Below are 14,870 nucleotides of genomic sequence, written 5' to 3' on the forward strand. Positions count from 1 at the left end.
GTTGCGCCGCCCGCCACGGTCCAACCCCATAAGCCCCTGTCGCACAGGACGATTCACCCTTGAGACGCCAGCCAGCCCTGCCCCTGCTGCTGGTGCTGCTGCTCGGCCTGTCAGGCTGCGCCAGCACCGCTACACCCCGTGATGTCAGCCAGGCGCTGCCGGCCAGTGAATCGGCGTTCGGCCGCTCGGTGCAGCGCCAGGCCGCGCCCTACGAAGGGCGTTCGGGCTTTCGCCTGTTGCCCAACAGCAACGAGGCCTTTCGCGCCCGCGCCGAGCTGATCCGCAACGCCCAGGCCAGCATCGACCTGCAGTACTACATCGTCCACGACGGCCTCAGCACCCGCGCCCTGGTGCACGAACTGCTGCGCGCGGCCGACCGCGGGGTGCGCGTGCGCATCCTGCTCGACGACACCACCAGCGATGGCCTCGACACCCTGATGGGCACCCTGGCCGCCCACCCGAACATCCAGATCCGCGTGTTCAACCCGCTGCACCTGGGCCGCAGCACCGGCGTGACCCGCGCCGTGGGCCGGTTGTTCAACCTGTCACGCCAGCACCGGCGCATGCACAACAAGCTGTTTTTGGTGGACAACAGCATGGCCATCGTCGGTGGGCGCAACCTGGGCGACGAATATTTCGACGCCGAGCCCAACCTCAACTTCACCGACATCGACCTGCTGGGCGTGGGCCCTGTGGCCGAGCAGCTCGGGCACAGCTTCGACCAGTACTGGAACAGCGCCTTGAGCCGGCCAATAGGCGATTACCTGTGGTGGCAGCCCGATGCCGACGACCTGCGCGCCAGTCGCCAGCGCCTGGAAGTGTCGCTGGCCGAGGCGCGCATCAAGCGCAAGGACCTGTATGACCGGCTGATGGCCTACCAGGCCCGACCACGCCTGGACGTGTGGCGCAACGAGTTGATCTGGGCCCACAGCCAGGCGTTGTGGGACGCACCGAGCAAAGTGCTGGCCGATGACGAGCCCGACCCGCAACTGTTGATGAGCCAGCAGTTGGCGCCGGACCTGAACAACGTTCATCACGAACTGATCCTGGTGTCGGCCTACTTCGTGCCGGGCGAGCCGGGCTTGCTGTACCTGACCAGCCGCGCTGACGCTGGCACCTCGGTCAAGCTGCTGACCAACTCACTGGAAGCCACCGACGTACCGGCGGTGCATGGCGGCTACGCGCCCTACCGCCGCGCCCTGCTTGAACATGGCGTGCAGCTGTACGAACTGCGCCGCCAGCCTGGCGATCGCATCAGCCGGCATGGCCTGGGCTTTCATGGCAGCTCCGACTCCAGCCTGCACAGCAAGGCGATGGTGTTCGACCGGCGCAAGACCTTCATCGGTTCGTTCAATTTCGACCCGCGCTCGGTGCTGTGGAACACCGAGGTCGGCGTGCTGGTGGACAGCCCGGAACTGGCCGAGTACACCCGTGAACTGGCGGTACAGGGCATGGCGCCAGCGTTGAGTTACCAGCCGAAGCTGGTGGACGGGAAGCTGGTGTGGGCGACCGAAGACAATGGCCAGCGGCACTTGCTGCTGACCGAGCCGGGTGGGTTGTGGCGGCGGTTCAATGCGTGGATCAGCAAGGCGGTGGGGTTGGAGAAGATGTTGTAACTGAGGGCCCTATCGCCGGCAAGCCGGCTCCCACAGGAGATCGCGCACCCTGTGGGAGCCGGCTTGCCGGCGATAGGGCTGCAGAGCAGCCCCAGAATCGATCAGGCAGAGGCGGGTTCGAAGGCATCCTTGCGCCGGGTCAGCACCACCAACCCCGCCGCCCCCGCCGCCATCAACAGCAGCAACGCATGCCCGCTGACCCACTGGCTGCCCGCCCCGGCCAACAGCGGCCCAAGCAGGCAACCAATACCCCACAGCTGCGCCACGTGAGCATTGGCCCGCACCAGTTCATCGTCGCGATAGCGCTCGCCGATCAGCACCAGCGACAGGGTGAACAAGCCACCCGCACTGGCCCCGAACAGCACCCACAGCGGCCAGATCAGCGGCGTGTTCAGCAGCAACGGGATAGCCAGGCTCGAGATCAGCAGGGTCAGCGCACAGCCACTGAACAATGTGCGCCGCGACATGCGGTCGGCCAGCGCACCGATCGGCAGCTGCAACACCGCATCGCCCACCACCACGGTGCTGACCATGAACAGCGCCACCTCCGTGGTGAAGCCCTGCTGCAGGCAATACACCGGCAGCAGGGTGAGGATCATCGCCTCGAACGCGGCGAACAGCGCGATGGCCCAGGCGATCACCGGCAGCCGTCGGCAGAAGGCGAACAGGTCGGTGAAGGTGACGCTGCACGCCTCGGTGCTGGGCGCGCCACTGCGGCCCAGCAGGATCAGCGGGGCAACCAGCAACAGCCCGGTGGCCGCCCAGAAACCGAAGTCATCGTCGGAGCCGAGAAACCCCAGCACCATCGGCCCGGCCAGCTGGCTCAGGGCGTAGCTGCTGCCATACAAGGCCACCAGCCGCCCGCGCCACTGCTCGACCACCAGCTGGTTGATCCAGCTTTCGCCGAGGATGAACACCACGGTCAGCGACATGCCGATCAGCAGGCGCAGTGCCAGCCACAGCGGGTAGCTGGGCAGCAGCGCCACCAGGCCGATCGACAGCGCCCCGCCCCACAGGCACAGACGCATGGCGGCCGGCACGCCGACCCAACCGGCCAGACGGCTGGCCACGGCGGCGCCGACCAGCACACCCAGCGCCGGCATCGCCGCCATTACGCCAATGGCGAACCCGCCGTAGCCCCAGCCCTCCAGGCGCAGGGACACCAGCGGCATGCTCACGCCGAGCGCGAGCCCGACACTGAGCACCGACGCCAGTACGGCAAAGTAGGTTCCCCAACGCATGGTGGCCTCCTGGGTAGATTTGTTCAGACCCATTCGCGGGCAAGCCCGCTCCCACAGGTTCACCGCAGCCTTTAAGCAAGCGGGTTACCTGTGGGAGCGGGCTTGCCCGCGAAACGGCGTTACCGGATTACAGCTTGATCCAGGTCGCCTTCAGCTCGGTGTATTTCTCCAGTGCGTGCAGCGACTTGTCACGGCCGTTGCCCGACTGCTTGAAGCCACCGAACGGCGCGGTCATGTCGCCGCCGTCGTACTGGTTGACCCAGACGCTGCCGGCACGCACGGCGCGGGCGGTCTTGTGGGCCTTGGAGATATCCGAGGTCCAGATGCCGGCCGCCAGGCCATACGGGGTGTCGTTGGCGATGGCGATGGCTTCTTCGGCGGTGTCGAAGGCGATCACCGACAGCACTGGGCCGAAGATTTCTTCCTGGGCAATCTTCATGGCGTTGGTCACGCCGTCGAAGATGGTCGGCTCGACGTAGGTGCCACCGGTTTCTTCCAGGGTACGCTTGCCGCCTGCCAGCAGCTTGGCGCCGTCCTTGTGGCCAGCGTCGATGTACGACAGCACGGTGTTCATCTGCTGGGTATCGACCAGAGCACCGACGGTGGTCGCCGGGTCCAGCGGGTTGCCAGGCTTCCAGCCTTTGAGGGCCTCGACCACCATTGGCAGGAACTTGTCCTTGATCGAGCGCTCGACCAGCAGACGGGAACCGGCGGTGCACACTTCACCCTGGTTGAAGGCGATGGCGCTGGCGGCCGCTTCAGCAGCAGCTTGCAGGTCCGGGGCGTCGGCGAAGACGATGTTCGGGCTCTTGCCACCGGCTTCCAGCCAGATGCGCTTCATGTTCGACTCGCCCGCGTAAACCATCAGCTGCTTGGCGATCTTGGTGGAACCGGTGAACACCAGGGTGTCGACGTCCATGTGCAGGGCCAGGGCCTTGCCCACGGTGTGGCCGTAGCCTGGCAGCACGTTCAGCACGCCAGCCGGGATGCCGGCTTCGATCGCCAGTTGGGCGATGCGGATGGCGGTCAGCGGGGATTTTTCGGATGGCTTGAGCACCAGCGAGTTGCCGGTAGCCAGGGCCGGGGCGATTTTCCAGCAGGCCATCAGCAGCGGGAAGTTCCACGGCACGATGGCACCGACCACACCCACCGGCTCACGGGTAACCAGGCCGAGCTGGTCGTGTGGAGTCGGCGCGACTTCGTCGTAGACTTTGTCGATGGCTTCGGCGGTCCAGTGAATGGCTTGCGCCGCGCCCGGCACGTCGATGCTGGAGGAGTCGCCGATCGGCTTGCCCATGTCGAGGGTTTCGAGCAGGGCCAGCTCTTCGACGTTTTTGCGCAGCAGGTCGGCGAAGCGGATCAGCTTGGCCTTGCGCTTGGCCGGGGCCAGGCGCGACCAGACGCCGGAGTCGAACACGGCGCGGGCATTTTCGACAGCGCGGTTGGCATCGGCCAGGTCGCAGCTGGCAACCTTGGCCAGGAAGCGTCCGTCCACCGGGCTCAGGCAGTCGAAGGTGTCACCGGATGCGGCATCGGTGTATTCGCCGTTGATGAAGGCACGGCCTTCGATCTTCAGTTGCTGGGCACGCTGTTCCCAGTCCGCACGAGTCAGGGTGGTCATAGGAAACTCCTCTCTTGTTAAGGTGCAACGCCGCACTGAGGACTCACGGGCGCTGTCAGAAATTCTGGCCGGGTGACGAGGCACACGGGCACCTGCCACCCTAAACCAGGGCGGGAAAACTATCAATATATTTGACACCAACGGCTCAAACGCCTACTGATGTTCATTTTATTAAACAACAACAGGGAAACCACCATGAGTATCGCCAGCATCGTCGACTTCGCTCAGGTTCTGACCGAGGCCGAACGCTACCGCCCCGCAGCGGAAAAAATCCTCAAGGGCGAGCCTGACCAGGCCGTCTACAACCACTATTCCAGCCCATGCGGGCAGTTCGCCGCAGGCGTCTGGGAAGGTGAAGTGGGCCAGTGGACGGTGAACTACACCGAGCACGAGTACTGCGAGATCGTGCAGGGCGTGTCGGTGCTGCGTGACCAGGACGGTGGCGCCAAGACCCTGCGTGCCGGCGATCGGTTCGTGATCCCCGCGGGCTTCAAGGGCACCTGGGAGGTGCTGGAGCCGTGCCGCAAGATCTATGTGATGTTCGAGCAGAAGTAACTATGTAGCACAGCCAGCGCCAGGGGCTGCGAGAGGATGGCCTTGCCCAATGTCGGGCCTCACATCAAAGGCAACGCGCATGACCAACGAAGAAGTCATCCAGGCACTGCAACACCTCAACGACACCCGCTACGTCCCGAGCGTGAAACCCTACATCGCCGAGATGAGCGGCCGGGCACTGGTCGTGGGCCCTGGCGAGATGAGCACGCGCAACTACAACCCCGAGCGCATCCACATCATCGTCGATGAGCAACGGATCCTGGGCCTGCACTTCAGCTGATCCGGCCCCTGTCGGCAGGTAAAAAAAAACCCGCTTCCGTGAGGAAGCGGGTTTTTTTCAGGTTGCCGATCAATTACTTGATCTTGGCTTCCTTGTACACCACGTGCTTGCGGACGACCGGATCGTATTTCTTGATCTCGATCTTGTCCGGAGTGGTGCGCTTGTTCTTGTCGGTGGTGTAGAAGTGGCCGGTACCGGCACTCGAAACCAGACGGATCAATTCACGCATAATGTTCTCCCTTAAACCTTGGCGCCAGCACGACGGATGTCGACCAGAACGGCATCGATGCCGCGCTTGTCGATGATACGCATGCCTTTGGCGGAAACGCGCAGACGCACGAAACGCTTCTCGGATTCAACCCAGAAACGGTGGTGCTGCAGGTTTGGCAGGAAACGACGACGGGTTTTGTTGTTTGCGTGGGAAATGTTATTCCCGGTTACTGGACCCTTACCAGTAACTTGACAGACTCTCGACATGCCTCAGCCCTCTAAAACCACATGCCCAACCCGGCATGGGTTGGCCGCTTAATCTCTCAGTCATTGGCGCCAGGCGCCGTGTTTCCGAGGGTCTTATCGACCGGAAGCGCTTACGCGACAGGCCGAGCCCCTAGAAAAGAGCGCTGCTTTATACCAGAAAGACTCAGCCGCAACAACAGAAGATGTGACTTCAGGTCGGGCCGAGTGCGCCCGGGCAGCATAACGACTGGGGCGGCAAGGTGTCGACCGCCCGTCGCCGAATTAATGCGAAAGGGTGTGGTCATTTGCCCGTGCCCACACTAGGGTAGGACTTTTCCAGACTGCACCGGCAGATGGTGCCACAAACCCGCCAAGGAGCCACCATGCGTGCCGCCGCCCTTTCCCTGTTGTTCACCACGCTGTGCGCCGCCGGCCTTGCCCAGGCCGCGCCGCTGTCGGTGTGCACCGAAGCCAGCCCGGAAGGCTTCGACGTGGTCCAGTACAACTCGCTGACCACCACCAATGCCTCGGCCGACGTGCTGATGAACCGCCTGGTCGAATTCGACGCAGGGCTTGGCAAGGTCGTGCCCAGCCTGGCCGAAAGCTGGACCGTGTCGCCGGACGGCCTGATCTATGACTTCACCCTGCGCCAGGGCGTTAAATTCCACACCACACCGTACTTCAAGCCCAGCCGCGAGCTGGACGCCGAAGACGTGCTGTTCAGCTTCCAGCGCATGCTCTACCCCGCCCACCCGTGGCACAAGACCGCCGCGGGCGGCTACCCGCATGCCCAGTCGCTGCAGCTCGGCAGCCTGATCAAGTCGATCGAGGCCCCGCAGCCCAACACCGTGCGCTTTACCCTGTCGCACCCGGACGCCACCTTCCTGGCCACCCTGAGCATGGGCTTCGCCTCTATCTACTCCGCCGAATACGCTGACAAACTGCTCAAGGCCGAGACCCCGGACAAGCTCAACAGCCAGCCGGTGGGTACCGGGCCGTTCGTCTTCCAGCGCTTCCAGAAAGACGCCGTGGTGCGCTACCGCGCCAACCCCGACTACTTCGCCGGCAAACCGTCGGTCGACCCGCTGATCTTCGCCATCACCACCGACGCCAACGTGCGCCTGCAGAAGCTCAAGCGCGGCGAATGCCAGGTGGCCCTGTCGCCCAAGCCGCTGGACATCGCCGAGGCCGGCAAGGATGGCAATCTCAAGGTGGCGACTACCCCGGCGTTCATGACCGCCTTCGTCGCCATAAACAGCCAGCATCCGCCGCTGGACAAACCTGAGGTGCGCCAGGCGATCAACCTGGCCTTCGACAAGCAGGCCTACCTCAAGGCCGTGTTCGAAGACACTGCCACTGCAGCCAATGGCCCTTACCCGCCGAACACCTGGAGCTACGCCAAGGACCTGCCGGGTTACGCCATGGACCAGAAGAAAGCCAAGGCGCTGCTGGCCAAGGCCGGCTTGGCCAACGGCTTTGAAACCACGATCTGGACCCGTCCGGCGGGCAGCCTGCTCAACCCCAACCCCAGCCTGGGCGCGCAGATGCTCCAGGCAGACCTGGCCAAGGTCGGCATCAAGGCCGAGATCCGCACCATCGAATGGGGCGAGCTGATCCGTCGCGCCAAGGCCGGCGAACATGACCTGCTGTTCATGGGTTGGGCCGGTGACAACGGCGACCCGGACAACTTCCTCAGCCCACAATTCTCGTGCGCGGCGGTCAAGTCCGGGACCAACTTCGCGCGGTTCTGCGACAGCCGCCTGGACCAGCTGATCAACGCCGGGCGCACCACCAACGACCAGAGTGTGCGCAGCCGCCTGTACCAGCAGGCGCAGGCACTGATCCAACAGCAGGCGCTATGGCTGCCGCTGGCGCATCCGACGGCGGCGACCTTGTTGCACAAGGGGGTCGAGGGGTATCAGGTGAGCCCGTTCGGGCGGTTGGATTTCAGCAAGGTCTCTGTGGGCCGCTGATTCTCTACAGCCTGTACCGGCCTCTTCGCGGGTAAACCCGCTCCCACAGGGATTGCGCTGACCGCAAGTACAGCACAGCACCTGTGGGAGCGGGTTTACCCGCGAAAGGGCCGGCATTGCTGGCAGCGCACTACCCCGCCAACCACCCCTGCTCGGCCATGGACAACGGCTCGCCATCACCGACGATGACGTGGTCCATCACCCGTACATCGATCAGCGCCAGCGAGCGCTTGAGCATCTGCGTCAGGTGCACGTCGTCCTGGCTGGGCTGGCAATGGCCTGACGGGTGGTTGTGGCACAGGATCAGCGCCGCCGCGTTGTGCAGCAAAGCCCGGCGCACCACCTCCCGCGGGTAGATGCTCGCCCGGTCGATGGTGCCGCGAAACAGTATTTCGAACGCCAACGGCCGGTGCTTGGTATCCAGGAACAGGCAACCGAAAACCTCGCTGGCCTCATGGCGCAACATGGACTTCAGATAACGTCGCACCGATATCGGCGACTCCAGCGCTGACGCACGCTCGATGCCCTCGTCCAGATACCGCCTGCCGATTTCCAGCAACGCCTGCAGCTGGGCATATTTCACCGGCCCCAGGCCCGGCTCACGCAGCACCCTGGCGCGATCGGCCTCGAGGAACGGCCTGAGCCCGCCAAATTTCGCCAGCAGCCCACGCGCCACGTCCAGCACATTGCGCCCGGCAACCCCCGTCCCCAGCAATACCGCCACCAGCTCGGCGTCCGACAGCACCGCCGCGCCACGCTGCAACAACTTCTCTCTCGGCCGCTCCTCAGCCGGCCACTCCCTGATGCCCATCCTCCCTCCTTGCCTGCCACTACGGCCCGTTTGGGCGCTGTGTTAATCTAGTTCGCTTCGAAAATGCGACGATCTGCCGCAGGCACCCATCGTCGCCGCCCGCTTTCACTACGAATAAGGCAAGGCCTATGCAGCGGTTGTATCGCAAGCGCATCGTTCTCGGCGTGGGTGGCGGCATCGCCGCCTACAAGAGCGCCGAGCTGATTCGCCGACTCCTGGAACACGGCGCGCAGGTGCGCGTGGTCATGACCCGTGGGGGGGCTGAATTCATCACCCCGCTCACCCTGCAGGCGCTGTCCGGCCACCCCGTGCACATGGACTTGCTCGACCCCGCCGCCGAAGCGGCCATGGGCCATATCGAGCTGGCCAAATGGGCCGACCTGGTGCTGATCGCCCCGGCCACCGCCGACCTGATGGCGCGCATGGCCCAGGGCATGGCCGACGACCTGCTGACTACCCTGGTGCTGGCCACCGATGCCACCGTCGCCGTGGCCCCAGCGATGAACCAGGCCATGTGGCGCGACCCGGCAACCCAGGACAACCTCGACCTGCTCAAGCGCCGCGGCATCCAGGTGTTCGGCCCGGCCTCCGGCAGCCAGGCCTGTGGCGACGTGGGCCTGGGCCGCATGCTCGAGGCCACGGATCTCGCCTGGTGCGCCGCCGAGAGCTTCAAGCGCCAGGCATTGACCGGCAAGCACGTGCTGATTACCGCAGGGCCGACCCAGGAAAACATCGACCCGGTGCGCTACATCACCAACCATAGTTCAGGGAAAATGGGCTTCGCCCTGGCCGAGGCGGCCGCCGAGGCCGGGGCCCGGGTGACCCTGGTCACCGGCCCGGTACACCTGCCGACCCCCGACCGGGTCAGCCGCATCGACGTGGTCAGCGCGCGGGACATGCTCGCGGCCTGTGAAGCGGCCATGCCCTGCGACCTGTTCATCGCCTCGGCCGCGGTCGCGGACTACCGACCGGAAGTCGTCGCCGCACAGAAGCTCAAGAAAGACCCCACCACCGGCGACGGCATGCTGCTGCAGATGGTGCGCAATCCCGATATCCTTGCAACCATTGCCGGCCGCGCCGATCGCCCGTTCAGCGTGGGCTTCGCCGCCGAGACCGAGCACCTGCTCGACTACGCCACGCGCAAACTCAAGGACAAGAACCTCGACCTGATCGTCGCCAATGATGTGGCCAACCCCAGCATCGGCTTCAACAGCGAGGAAAACGCCCTGACCGTGATCGACCGGCAGCAGCACCAAACCCTCTTCGCGCAGACCAGCAAAGGCAAGATCGCCCGCCAGCTGGTTGCCTTCATCGCCGAACGGCTCAACCAGGTTCAATAAGTTACATGCACGCTCTTCAAGCCAAGATCCTCGACCCACGCCTGGGCACCGAATTTCCCCTGCCGCAGTACGCCACCCCTGGCTCCGCCGGCCTGGACCTGCGCGCCCTGCTCAAGCAGGACACTGTCCTCGAGCCGGGCCAGACCCTGCTGATCCCTACCGGCCTGTCGGTGTACATCGGCGACCCGGGCCTGGCGGCCATGATCCTGCCGCGCTCGGGCCTGGGCCATAAGCACGGCATCGTGCTGGGCAACCTGGTCGGCCTGATCGACTCGGACTACCAGGGCGAGCTGATGGTCAGCTGCTGGAACCGCGGCAATACCCCGTTCACCATTGCCGTTGGCGAGCGCATCGCGCAGCTGATCCTGGTGCCGGTGGTGCAGGCACATTTCGACATCGTCGAGCAGTTCGACGAGACCCAGCGCGGCGCCGGCGGCTTCGGCCATTCGGGCACCCGCTGAGGCAACAACAGACCGCTCGGGCCATGGATGGCGAACTCTCTGGCGAAACCGCCGTCCAAGCGTTCAGTTTGCGCCTGCCCAGAAGCCTTTGACTTATGGAGTCCCCAGAGATGAACAACATGGCCCACCTGGTCCCCGCACTGCCGGACAGCATCTTCCGCGCCTATGACATCCGCGGCGTGGTCGGCAAGACCCTGCACGCCGAAACCGCCTACTGGATCGGCCGCGCCATCGGCGCCCAGACCCTCGCTCAGGGCGAACCACAGATTTCGGTCGGCCGTGACGGCCGCCTGTCCGGCCCGATGCTGGTCGAGCAATTGATCAAAGGCCTGGTCGAGGCCGGTTGCCAGGTCAGCGACGTCGGCCTGGTGCCAACCCCGGCGCTGTACTACGCCGCCAACGTGCTGGCCGGCAAGTCCGGGGTGATGCTCACCGGCAGCCACAACCCGTCGGACTACAACGGTTTCAAGATCGTCATCGCCGGCGATACCCTGGCCAACGAACAGATCCAGGCCCTGCTGACCCGCCTGAAAACCAACGACCTGACCCAAGGCCAAGGCCGCGTGGAAAAAGTCGAGATCCTCGAGCGTTACTTCCAGCAGATCACTGCCGATGTGAAGCTGGCCAAGCGCCTGAAGGTGGTGGTCGACTGCGGCAACGGCGCCGCTGGCGTGATCGCCCCGCAACTGATCGAAGCGCTGAACTGTGAGGTGATCCCGCTGTTCTGCGAGGTCGACGGCAACTTCCCCAACCACCACCCGGACCCGGGCAAGCCCGAGAACCTGGAAGACCTGATCGCCAAGGTGAAAGAGACCGGTGCCGATATCGGCCTGGCCTTCGACGGCGACGGCGACCGTGTGGGCGTGGTGACCAACACCGGCAGCATCGTCTACCCCGACCGCCTGCTGATGCTGTTCGCCCAGGACGTGCTGTCGCGCAACCCAGGCGCCGAGATCATCTTCGACGTCAAATGCACCCGCCGCCTGACCCCGCTGATCGAACAGCATGGCGGCCGCGCGCTAATGTGGAAGACCGGCCACTCGTTGATCAAGAAGAAGATGAAACTGACCGGCTCCTTGCTGGCCGGCGAGATGAGCGGTCACATCTTCATCAAGGAACGCTGGTACGGTTTCGACGACGGCATCTACAGCGCCGCGCGCCTGCTGGAAATCCTCAGCAAAGCCGGGCAAAGCGCCGAAAACCTGTTCGCCGCCTTCCCCGATGATATTTCCACGCCGGAAATCAACATTGATGTGACCGACGAGGGTAAATTCAGCATCATTGATGCTCTGCAACGCAATGCCGACTGGGGCGATGCCAACCTGACCACCATCGACGGTGTGCGGGTCGACTACCCACACGGCTGGGGCCTGGTCCGCGCCTCCAACACCACACCGGTGCTGGTGCTGCGCTTCGAGGCCGAGAGCGCGGCAGAACTCGACCGTATCAAGGCTGTATTCCGCACGCAGTTGCTGCGGGTCCAACCAGGCCTGCAACTGCCGTTCTGACGACTATCCGTTCCTTACCTGGAGCCCTGCATGACCCTCGATCGCGATGCCGCTTCCCATGTAGCCGAGGTTTTGTCCGAAGCACTGCCTTACATCCGCCGCTTCGTCGGCAAGACCCTGGTGATCAAGTACGGCGGCAACGCGATGGAAAGCGAGGAGCTCAAGACCGGCTTCGCCCGTGACATCGTGCTGATGAAGGCCGTGGGCATCAACCCGGTGGTCGTGCATGGTGGCGGCCCGCAGATCGGCGACCTGCTCAAGCGCCTGTCGATCGAGAGCCACTTCATCGACGGCATGCGCGTCACCGACTCGGCGACCATGGACGTGGTGGAAATGGTCCTGGGCGGCCAGGTGAACAAGGACATCGTCAACCTGATCAACCGCCACGGTGGCAGCGCCATCGGCCTGACCGGCAAAGACGCCGAGCTGATTCGCGCCAAGAAGCTCACCGTGACCCGCCAGACCCCGGAGATGACCCAACCGGAAATCATCGACATCGGCCATGTGGGCGAAGTGGTGAGCGTCAACACCGACCTGCTGAACATGCTGGTCAAGGGCGACTTCATCCCGGTGATCGCGCCGATTGGCGTGGGCGCCAACGGCGAGTCGTACAACATCAACGCCGACCTGGTGGCCGGCAAGGTGGCTGAAGCGCTGAAAGCCGAGAAGCTGATGCTGCTGACCAACATCGCCGGCCTGATGGACAAGCAGGGCCAGGTGCTGACCGGCCTGACCACCGAGCAGGTCAACGAACTGATCGCCGACGGCACCATCTACGGCGGCATGCTGCCGAAGATCAAGTGCGCGCTGGAGGCGGTGCAGGGCGGCGTGAACAGCTCGCACATCGTCGATGGCCGCGTGCCCAACGCGGTACTGCTGGAGATCTTCACCGACAGCGGCGTAGGCACCTTGATCACCAACCGCAAGCGCCACTGATTCAGCTGTAGCCCTGTCGCGGGGCAAGTCGCATCGGCGCACCGACGATGCGACTTGCCCCGCGATGCTTTTACGAGCCGCCGCAAGTGAATTGCCACGCCGCCTGTGGTGCATTCGAGCGGACACACGCAAAAAGATGGCCTTGAGCCATCTTTTTCATGTTTTGCCATCAAATTACTGGTTAAGCTGCCGATGCAACGTGGCAGAATTCAAGCCTGTTGCAAATAGTTGCTATTTACCTGGAGAAAGCGCGTGAAATACGCATCACATGGACTCGTGATGGCAGCCGTTCTGGCTGTCGGGTCCCTCGCCGGCTGTGCCACTGAAACCTCCACCGCTGTTGCCGTGCAACAGGTCGAAAGCGTCAACCGCCCTTACAGCGGCGTGCGCACCCCGATCGCCGTGGGCAAGTTCGACAACCGCTCCAGCTATATGCGCGGCATCTTCTCCGATGGCGTCGACCGCCTCGGCGGCCAGGCCAAGACCATCCTCATCACCCACTTGCAGCAGACCAACCGTTTCAACGTGCTGGACCGCGACAACATGGGCGAGATCCAGCAGGAAGCCGCCATCAAGGGCCAGGCCCAGCGCTTGAAAGGCGCCGACTTCGTGGTGACCGGCGACGTCACCGAATTCGGTCGCAAGGAAGTCGGCGACCACCAGCTGTTCGGCATCCTCGGCCGCGGCAAAACCCAGATCGCCTACGCCAAGGTGGCGCTGAACATCGTCAATATCAGCACCTCGGAAGTGGTCTATTCCAGCCAGGGTGCGGGTGAATACGCCCTCTCCAACCGCGAGATCATCGGCTTCGGCGGCACCGCCAGCTATGACTCGACGCTCAACGGCAAGGTCCTCGACCTGGCCATGCGCGAAGCGGTCAACAAGCTGGTCGGCGCCGTCGAAGGCGGCCAGTGGAAACCCCAAGCCCAGTAACGCCTGGATACGACAAGGAAGACGTTCGATGACCATCACCCGCCAAGGCCGGCGCGCCGTCGCCGCCCTGCTGTTGGGCAGCGCGCTGCTGGCCGGCTGCAACTCGCACAAGCCGCTGTATCAGTGGGAAAGCTATCAGCCCCAGGTGTACAGCTACCTCAAAGGTGACGCCAAGGAAGAGCAGATCACCGCCCTTGAGCGCGACCTGGAGAAGATCAAGGCCAAGAACGGCGCAGTGCCGCCGGGTTATCACGCACAGCTGGGCTTGCTGTATTCCAGCCTCGGCAAGGATGACCAGATGATTCAGCAGTTCCGCACCGAGAAGGCGCTGTTCCCTGAGTCGACGGCCTACATGGACTTCCTGATGAAAAACGCCAGCAAAGGGGCCAAACAGTGATCAAGCGCCTGACCCAACTGATCGTCGGTGCCTGTGTGCTGGCATTGTTCGCTGGCTGTGCCGAGCGCAAGACCATCGACTACTCGGCCTACAAACAGAGCCGCCCGAAGTCGATCCTGATCCTGCCGCCGCTGAATGAATCGCCCGACGTGAAGGCGACCTACAGCATGCTCTCCCAGGTCACCTACCCACTGGCCGAAGCGGGTTACTACGTGATGCCGGTAGCCCTGGTGGACGAAACCTTCCGCCAGAACGGCATGACCACGCCGGCCGACATCCACCAGCTACCGACCAGCAAGCTGCACGAGATCTTCGGCGCCGACGCGGGCCTGTACGTGACCGTCAGCGACTACGGCACCCGCTACATGATCATCAGCAGCGCGACCATCGTCACCGCCAATGCCAAGCTGGTCGATCTGAAGACCGGCGCCACCTTGTGGACCGGCAGCGCCACCGCGTCGAGCGAGGAAGGCCGGCAGAACCAGGGCGGCCTGATCGGCATGCTGGTGGCTGCGGCGGTCAACCAGATCATCAGCAGCGTGCAGGATGACGCCGGCTACCCAATTGCCGGCATGACCAGCGCGCGCCTGCTGTCGCCGAATCCTAACGGTGGGATCCTGTACGGGCCCCGTTCGCCGAAATACGGCACGGATTGAAGCAGCAAAGGCGACCCTGGGGTCGCCTTTTTTACGGGCGCGTGGCTTGTTGCGCCATAGGAAATACCCTACCTAAACGCCGGAGG

15 protein-coding genes and 1 pseudogene are annotated in these 14,870 nt (G+C 64.0%); 11 read left to right on the forward strand and 5 right to left on the reverse strand.

What is annotated here, in order from left to right:
- Nucleotides 1-59: 59 nt before the first annotated feature.
- On the forward strand, nt 60-1,616 hold the full coding sequence (locus L6D77_RS11135) for a phospholipase D family protein (protein ID WP_232883415.1): 1,557 nt from the start codon (nt 60-62) through the stop codon (nt 1,614-1,616).
- Nucleotides 1,617-1,717: 101 nt separating this feature from the next.
- Here the strand turns inward: L6D77_RS11135 and L6D77_RS11140 are convergent, their stop codons facing one another.
- Entirely contained in the window at nt 1,718-2,857 is a 1,140-nt protein-coding gene (locus L6D77_RS11140; RefSeq protein ID WP_232883416.1) for an MFS transporter, read from the reverse strand.
- Nucleotides 2,858-2,984: 127 nt separating this feature from the next.
- On the reverse strand, nt 2,985-4,478 hold the full coding sequence (locus tag L6D77_RS11145; protein ID WP_232883417.1) for an aldehyde dehydrogenase: 1,494 nt from the start codon (nt 4,476-4,478) through the stop codon (nt 2,985-2,987).
- A gap of 195 nt (nt 4,479-4,673) precedes the next feature.
- Between L6D77_RS11145 and L6D77_RS11150 the strand changes: the two genes are divergently transcribed.
- Nucleotides 4,674-5,033 (forward strand): cupin domain-containing protein, encoded by a 360-nt coding sequence (locus L6D77_RS11150; protein ID WP_194788742.1) that lies wholly within the window; start codon nt 4,674-4,676, stop codon nt 5,031-5,033.
- A gap of 79 nt (nt 5,034-5,112) precedes the next feature.
- A complete protein-coding gene (locus L6D77_RS11155; protein WP_232883418.1) occupies nt 5,113-5,313 on the forward strand; it encodes an I78 family peptidase inhibitor in 201 nt (66 codons plus the stop codon).
- A 73-nt stretch (nt 5,314-5,386) separates the two neighbouring features.
- Here L6D77_RS11155 and rpmG read toward each other — a convergent pair whose 3' ends face one another.
- Entirely contained in the window at nt 5,387-5,542 is a 156-nt protein-coding gene (gene rpmG, locus L6D77_RS11160; RefSeq protein WP_003253507.1) for a 50S ribosomal protein L33, read from the reverse strand.
- Nucleotides 5,543-5,553: 11 nt separating this feature from the next.
- Nucleotides 5,554-5,790: a 50S ribosomal protein L28 gene (gene rpmB / locus L6D77_RS11165; RefSeq protein ID WP_023629974.1), complete on the reverse strand. Its 237-nt coding sequence runs from the start codon at nt 5,788-5,790 to the stop codon at nt 5,554-5,556.
- A 362-nt stretch (nt 5,791-6,152) separates the two neighbouring features.
- On the opposite strand from rpmB, the gene L6D77_RS11170 reads away from it, so the two are divergent.
- On the forward strand, nt 6,153-7,742 hold the full coding sequence (locus L6D77_RS11170) for an ABC transporter substrate-binding protein (protein WP_232883419.1): 1,590 nt from the start codon (nt 6,153-6,155) through the stop codon (nt 7,740-7,742).
- A 130-nt stretch (nt 7,743-7,872) separates the two neighbouring features.
- Here L6D77_RS11170 and radC read toward each other — a convergent pair whose 3' ends face one another.
- Nucleotides 7,873-8,553 carry a RadC family protein gene (radC, locus tag L6D77_RS11175; protein WP_232883420.1) on the reverse strand — a complete coding sequence of 227 codons (681 nt, stop codon included), beginning with the start codon at nt 8,551-8,553 and terminating at the stop codon, nt 7,873-7,875.
- Nucleotides 8,554-8,681: 128 nt separating this feature from the next.
- On the opposite strand from radC, the gene coaBC reads away from it, so the two are divergent.
- The 7 genes and pseudogenes from coaBC (at nt 8,682) to L6D77_RS11210 (ending at nt 14,784) form a co-directional block, all read left to right on the forward strand.
- The gene (gene coaBC / locus L6D77_RS11180) at nt 8,682-9,893 is read left to right on the forward strand and encodes a bifunctional phosphopantothenoylcysteine decarboxylase/phosphopantothenate--cysteine ligase CoaBC (protein WP_232883421.1); all 1,212 of its coding nucleotides are present in this window, start codon (nt 8,682-8,684) and stop codon (nt 9,891-9,893) included.
- 5 nt (nt 9,894-9,898) lie between these two features.
- Nucleotides 9,899-10,354: a dUTP diphosphatase gene (dut, locus tag L6D77_RS11185; RefSeq protein WP_232883422.1), complete on the forward strand. Its 456-nt coding sequence runs from the start codon at nt 9,899-9,901 to the stop codon at nt 10,352-10,354.
- A 134-nt stretch (nt 10,355-10,488) separates the two neighbouring features.
- A pseudogene (locus L6D77_RS11190) lies at nt 10,489-11,862 on the forward strand (phosphomannomutase/phosphoglucomutase); the annotation flags it as partial.
- 30 nt (nt 11,863-11,892) lie between these two features.
- A complete protein-coding gene (gene argB / locus L6D77_RS11195) occupies nt 11,893-12,798 on the forward strand; it encodes an acetylglutamate kinase (RefSeq protein WP_232883423.1) in 906 nt (301 codons plus the stop codon).
- Nucleotides 12,799-13,077: 279 nt separating this feature from the next.
- Complete coding sequence (locus tag L6D77_RS11200) at nt 13,078-13,731, forward strand: CsgG/HfaB family protein (RefSeq protein WP_232883424.1); 654 nt, start codon at nt 13,078-13,080, stop codon at nt 13,729-13,731.
- A 28-nt stretch (nt 13,732-13,759) separates the two neighbouring features.
- Nucleotides 13,760-14,128, forward strand: coding sequence for a DUF4810 domain-containing protein (locus L6D77_RS11205; protein ID WP_232883425.1), 369 nt, complete (start codon nt 13,760-13,762; stop codon nt 14,126-14,128).
- Nucleotides 14,129-14,136: 8 nt separating this feature from the next.
- Nucleotides 14,137-14,784: a DUF799 domain-containing protein gene (locus tag L6D77_RS11210; RefSeq protein WP_232883494.1), complete on the forward strand. Its 648-nt coding sequence runs from the start codon at nt 14,137-14,139 to the stop codon at nt 14,782-14,784.
- Nucleotides 14,785-14,870: the final 86 nt, after the last annotated feature.

This window comes from Pseudomonas parasichuanensis, assembly GCF_021601385.1.
GTDB lineage: Bacteria > Pseudomonadota > Gammaproteobacteria > Pseudomonadales > Pseudomonadaceae > Aquipseudomonas > Aquipseudomonas parasichuanensis.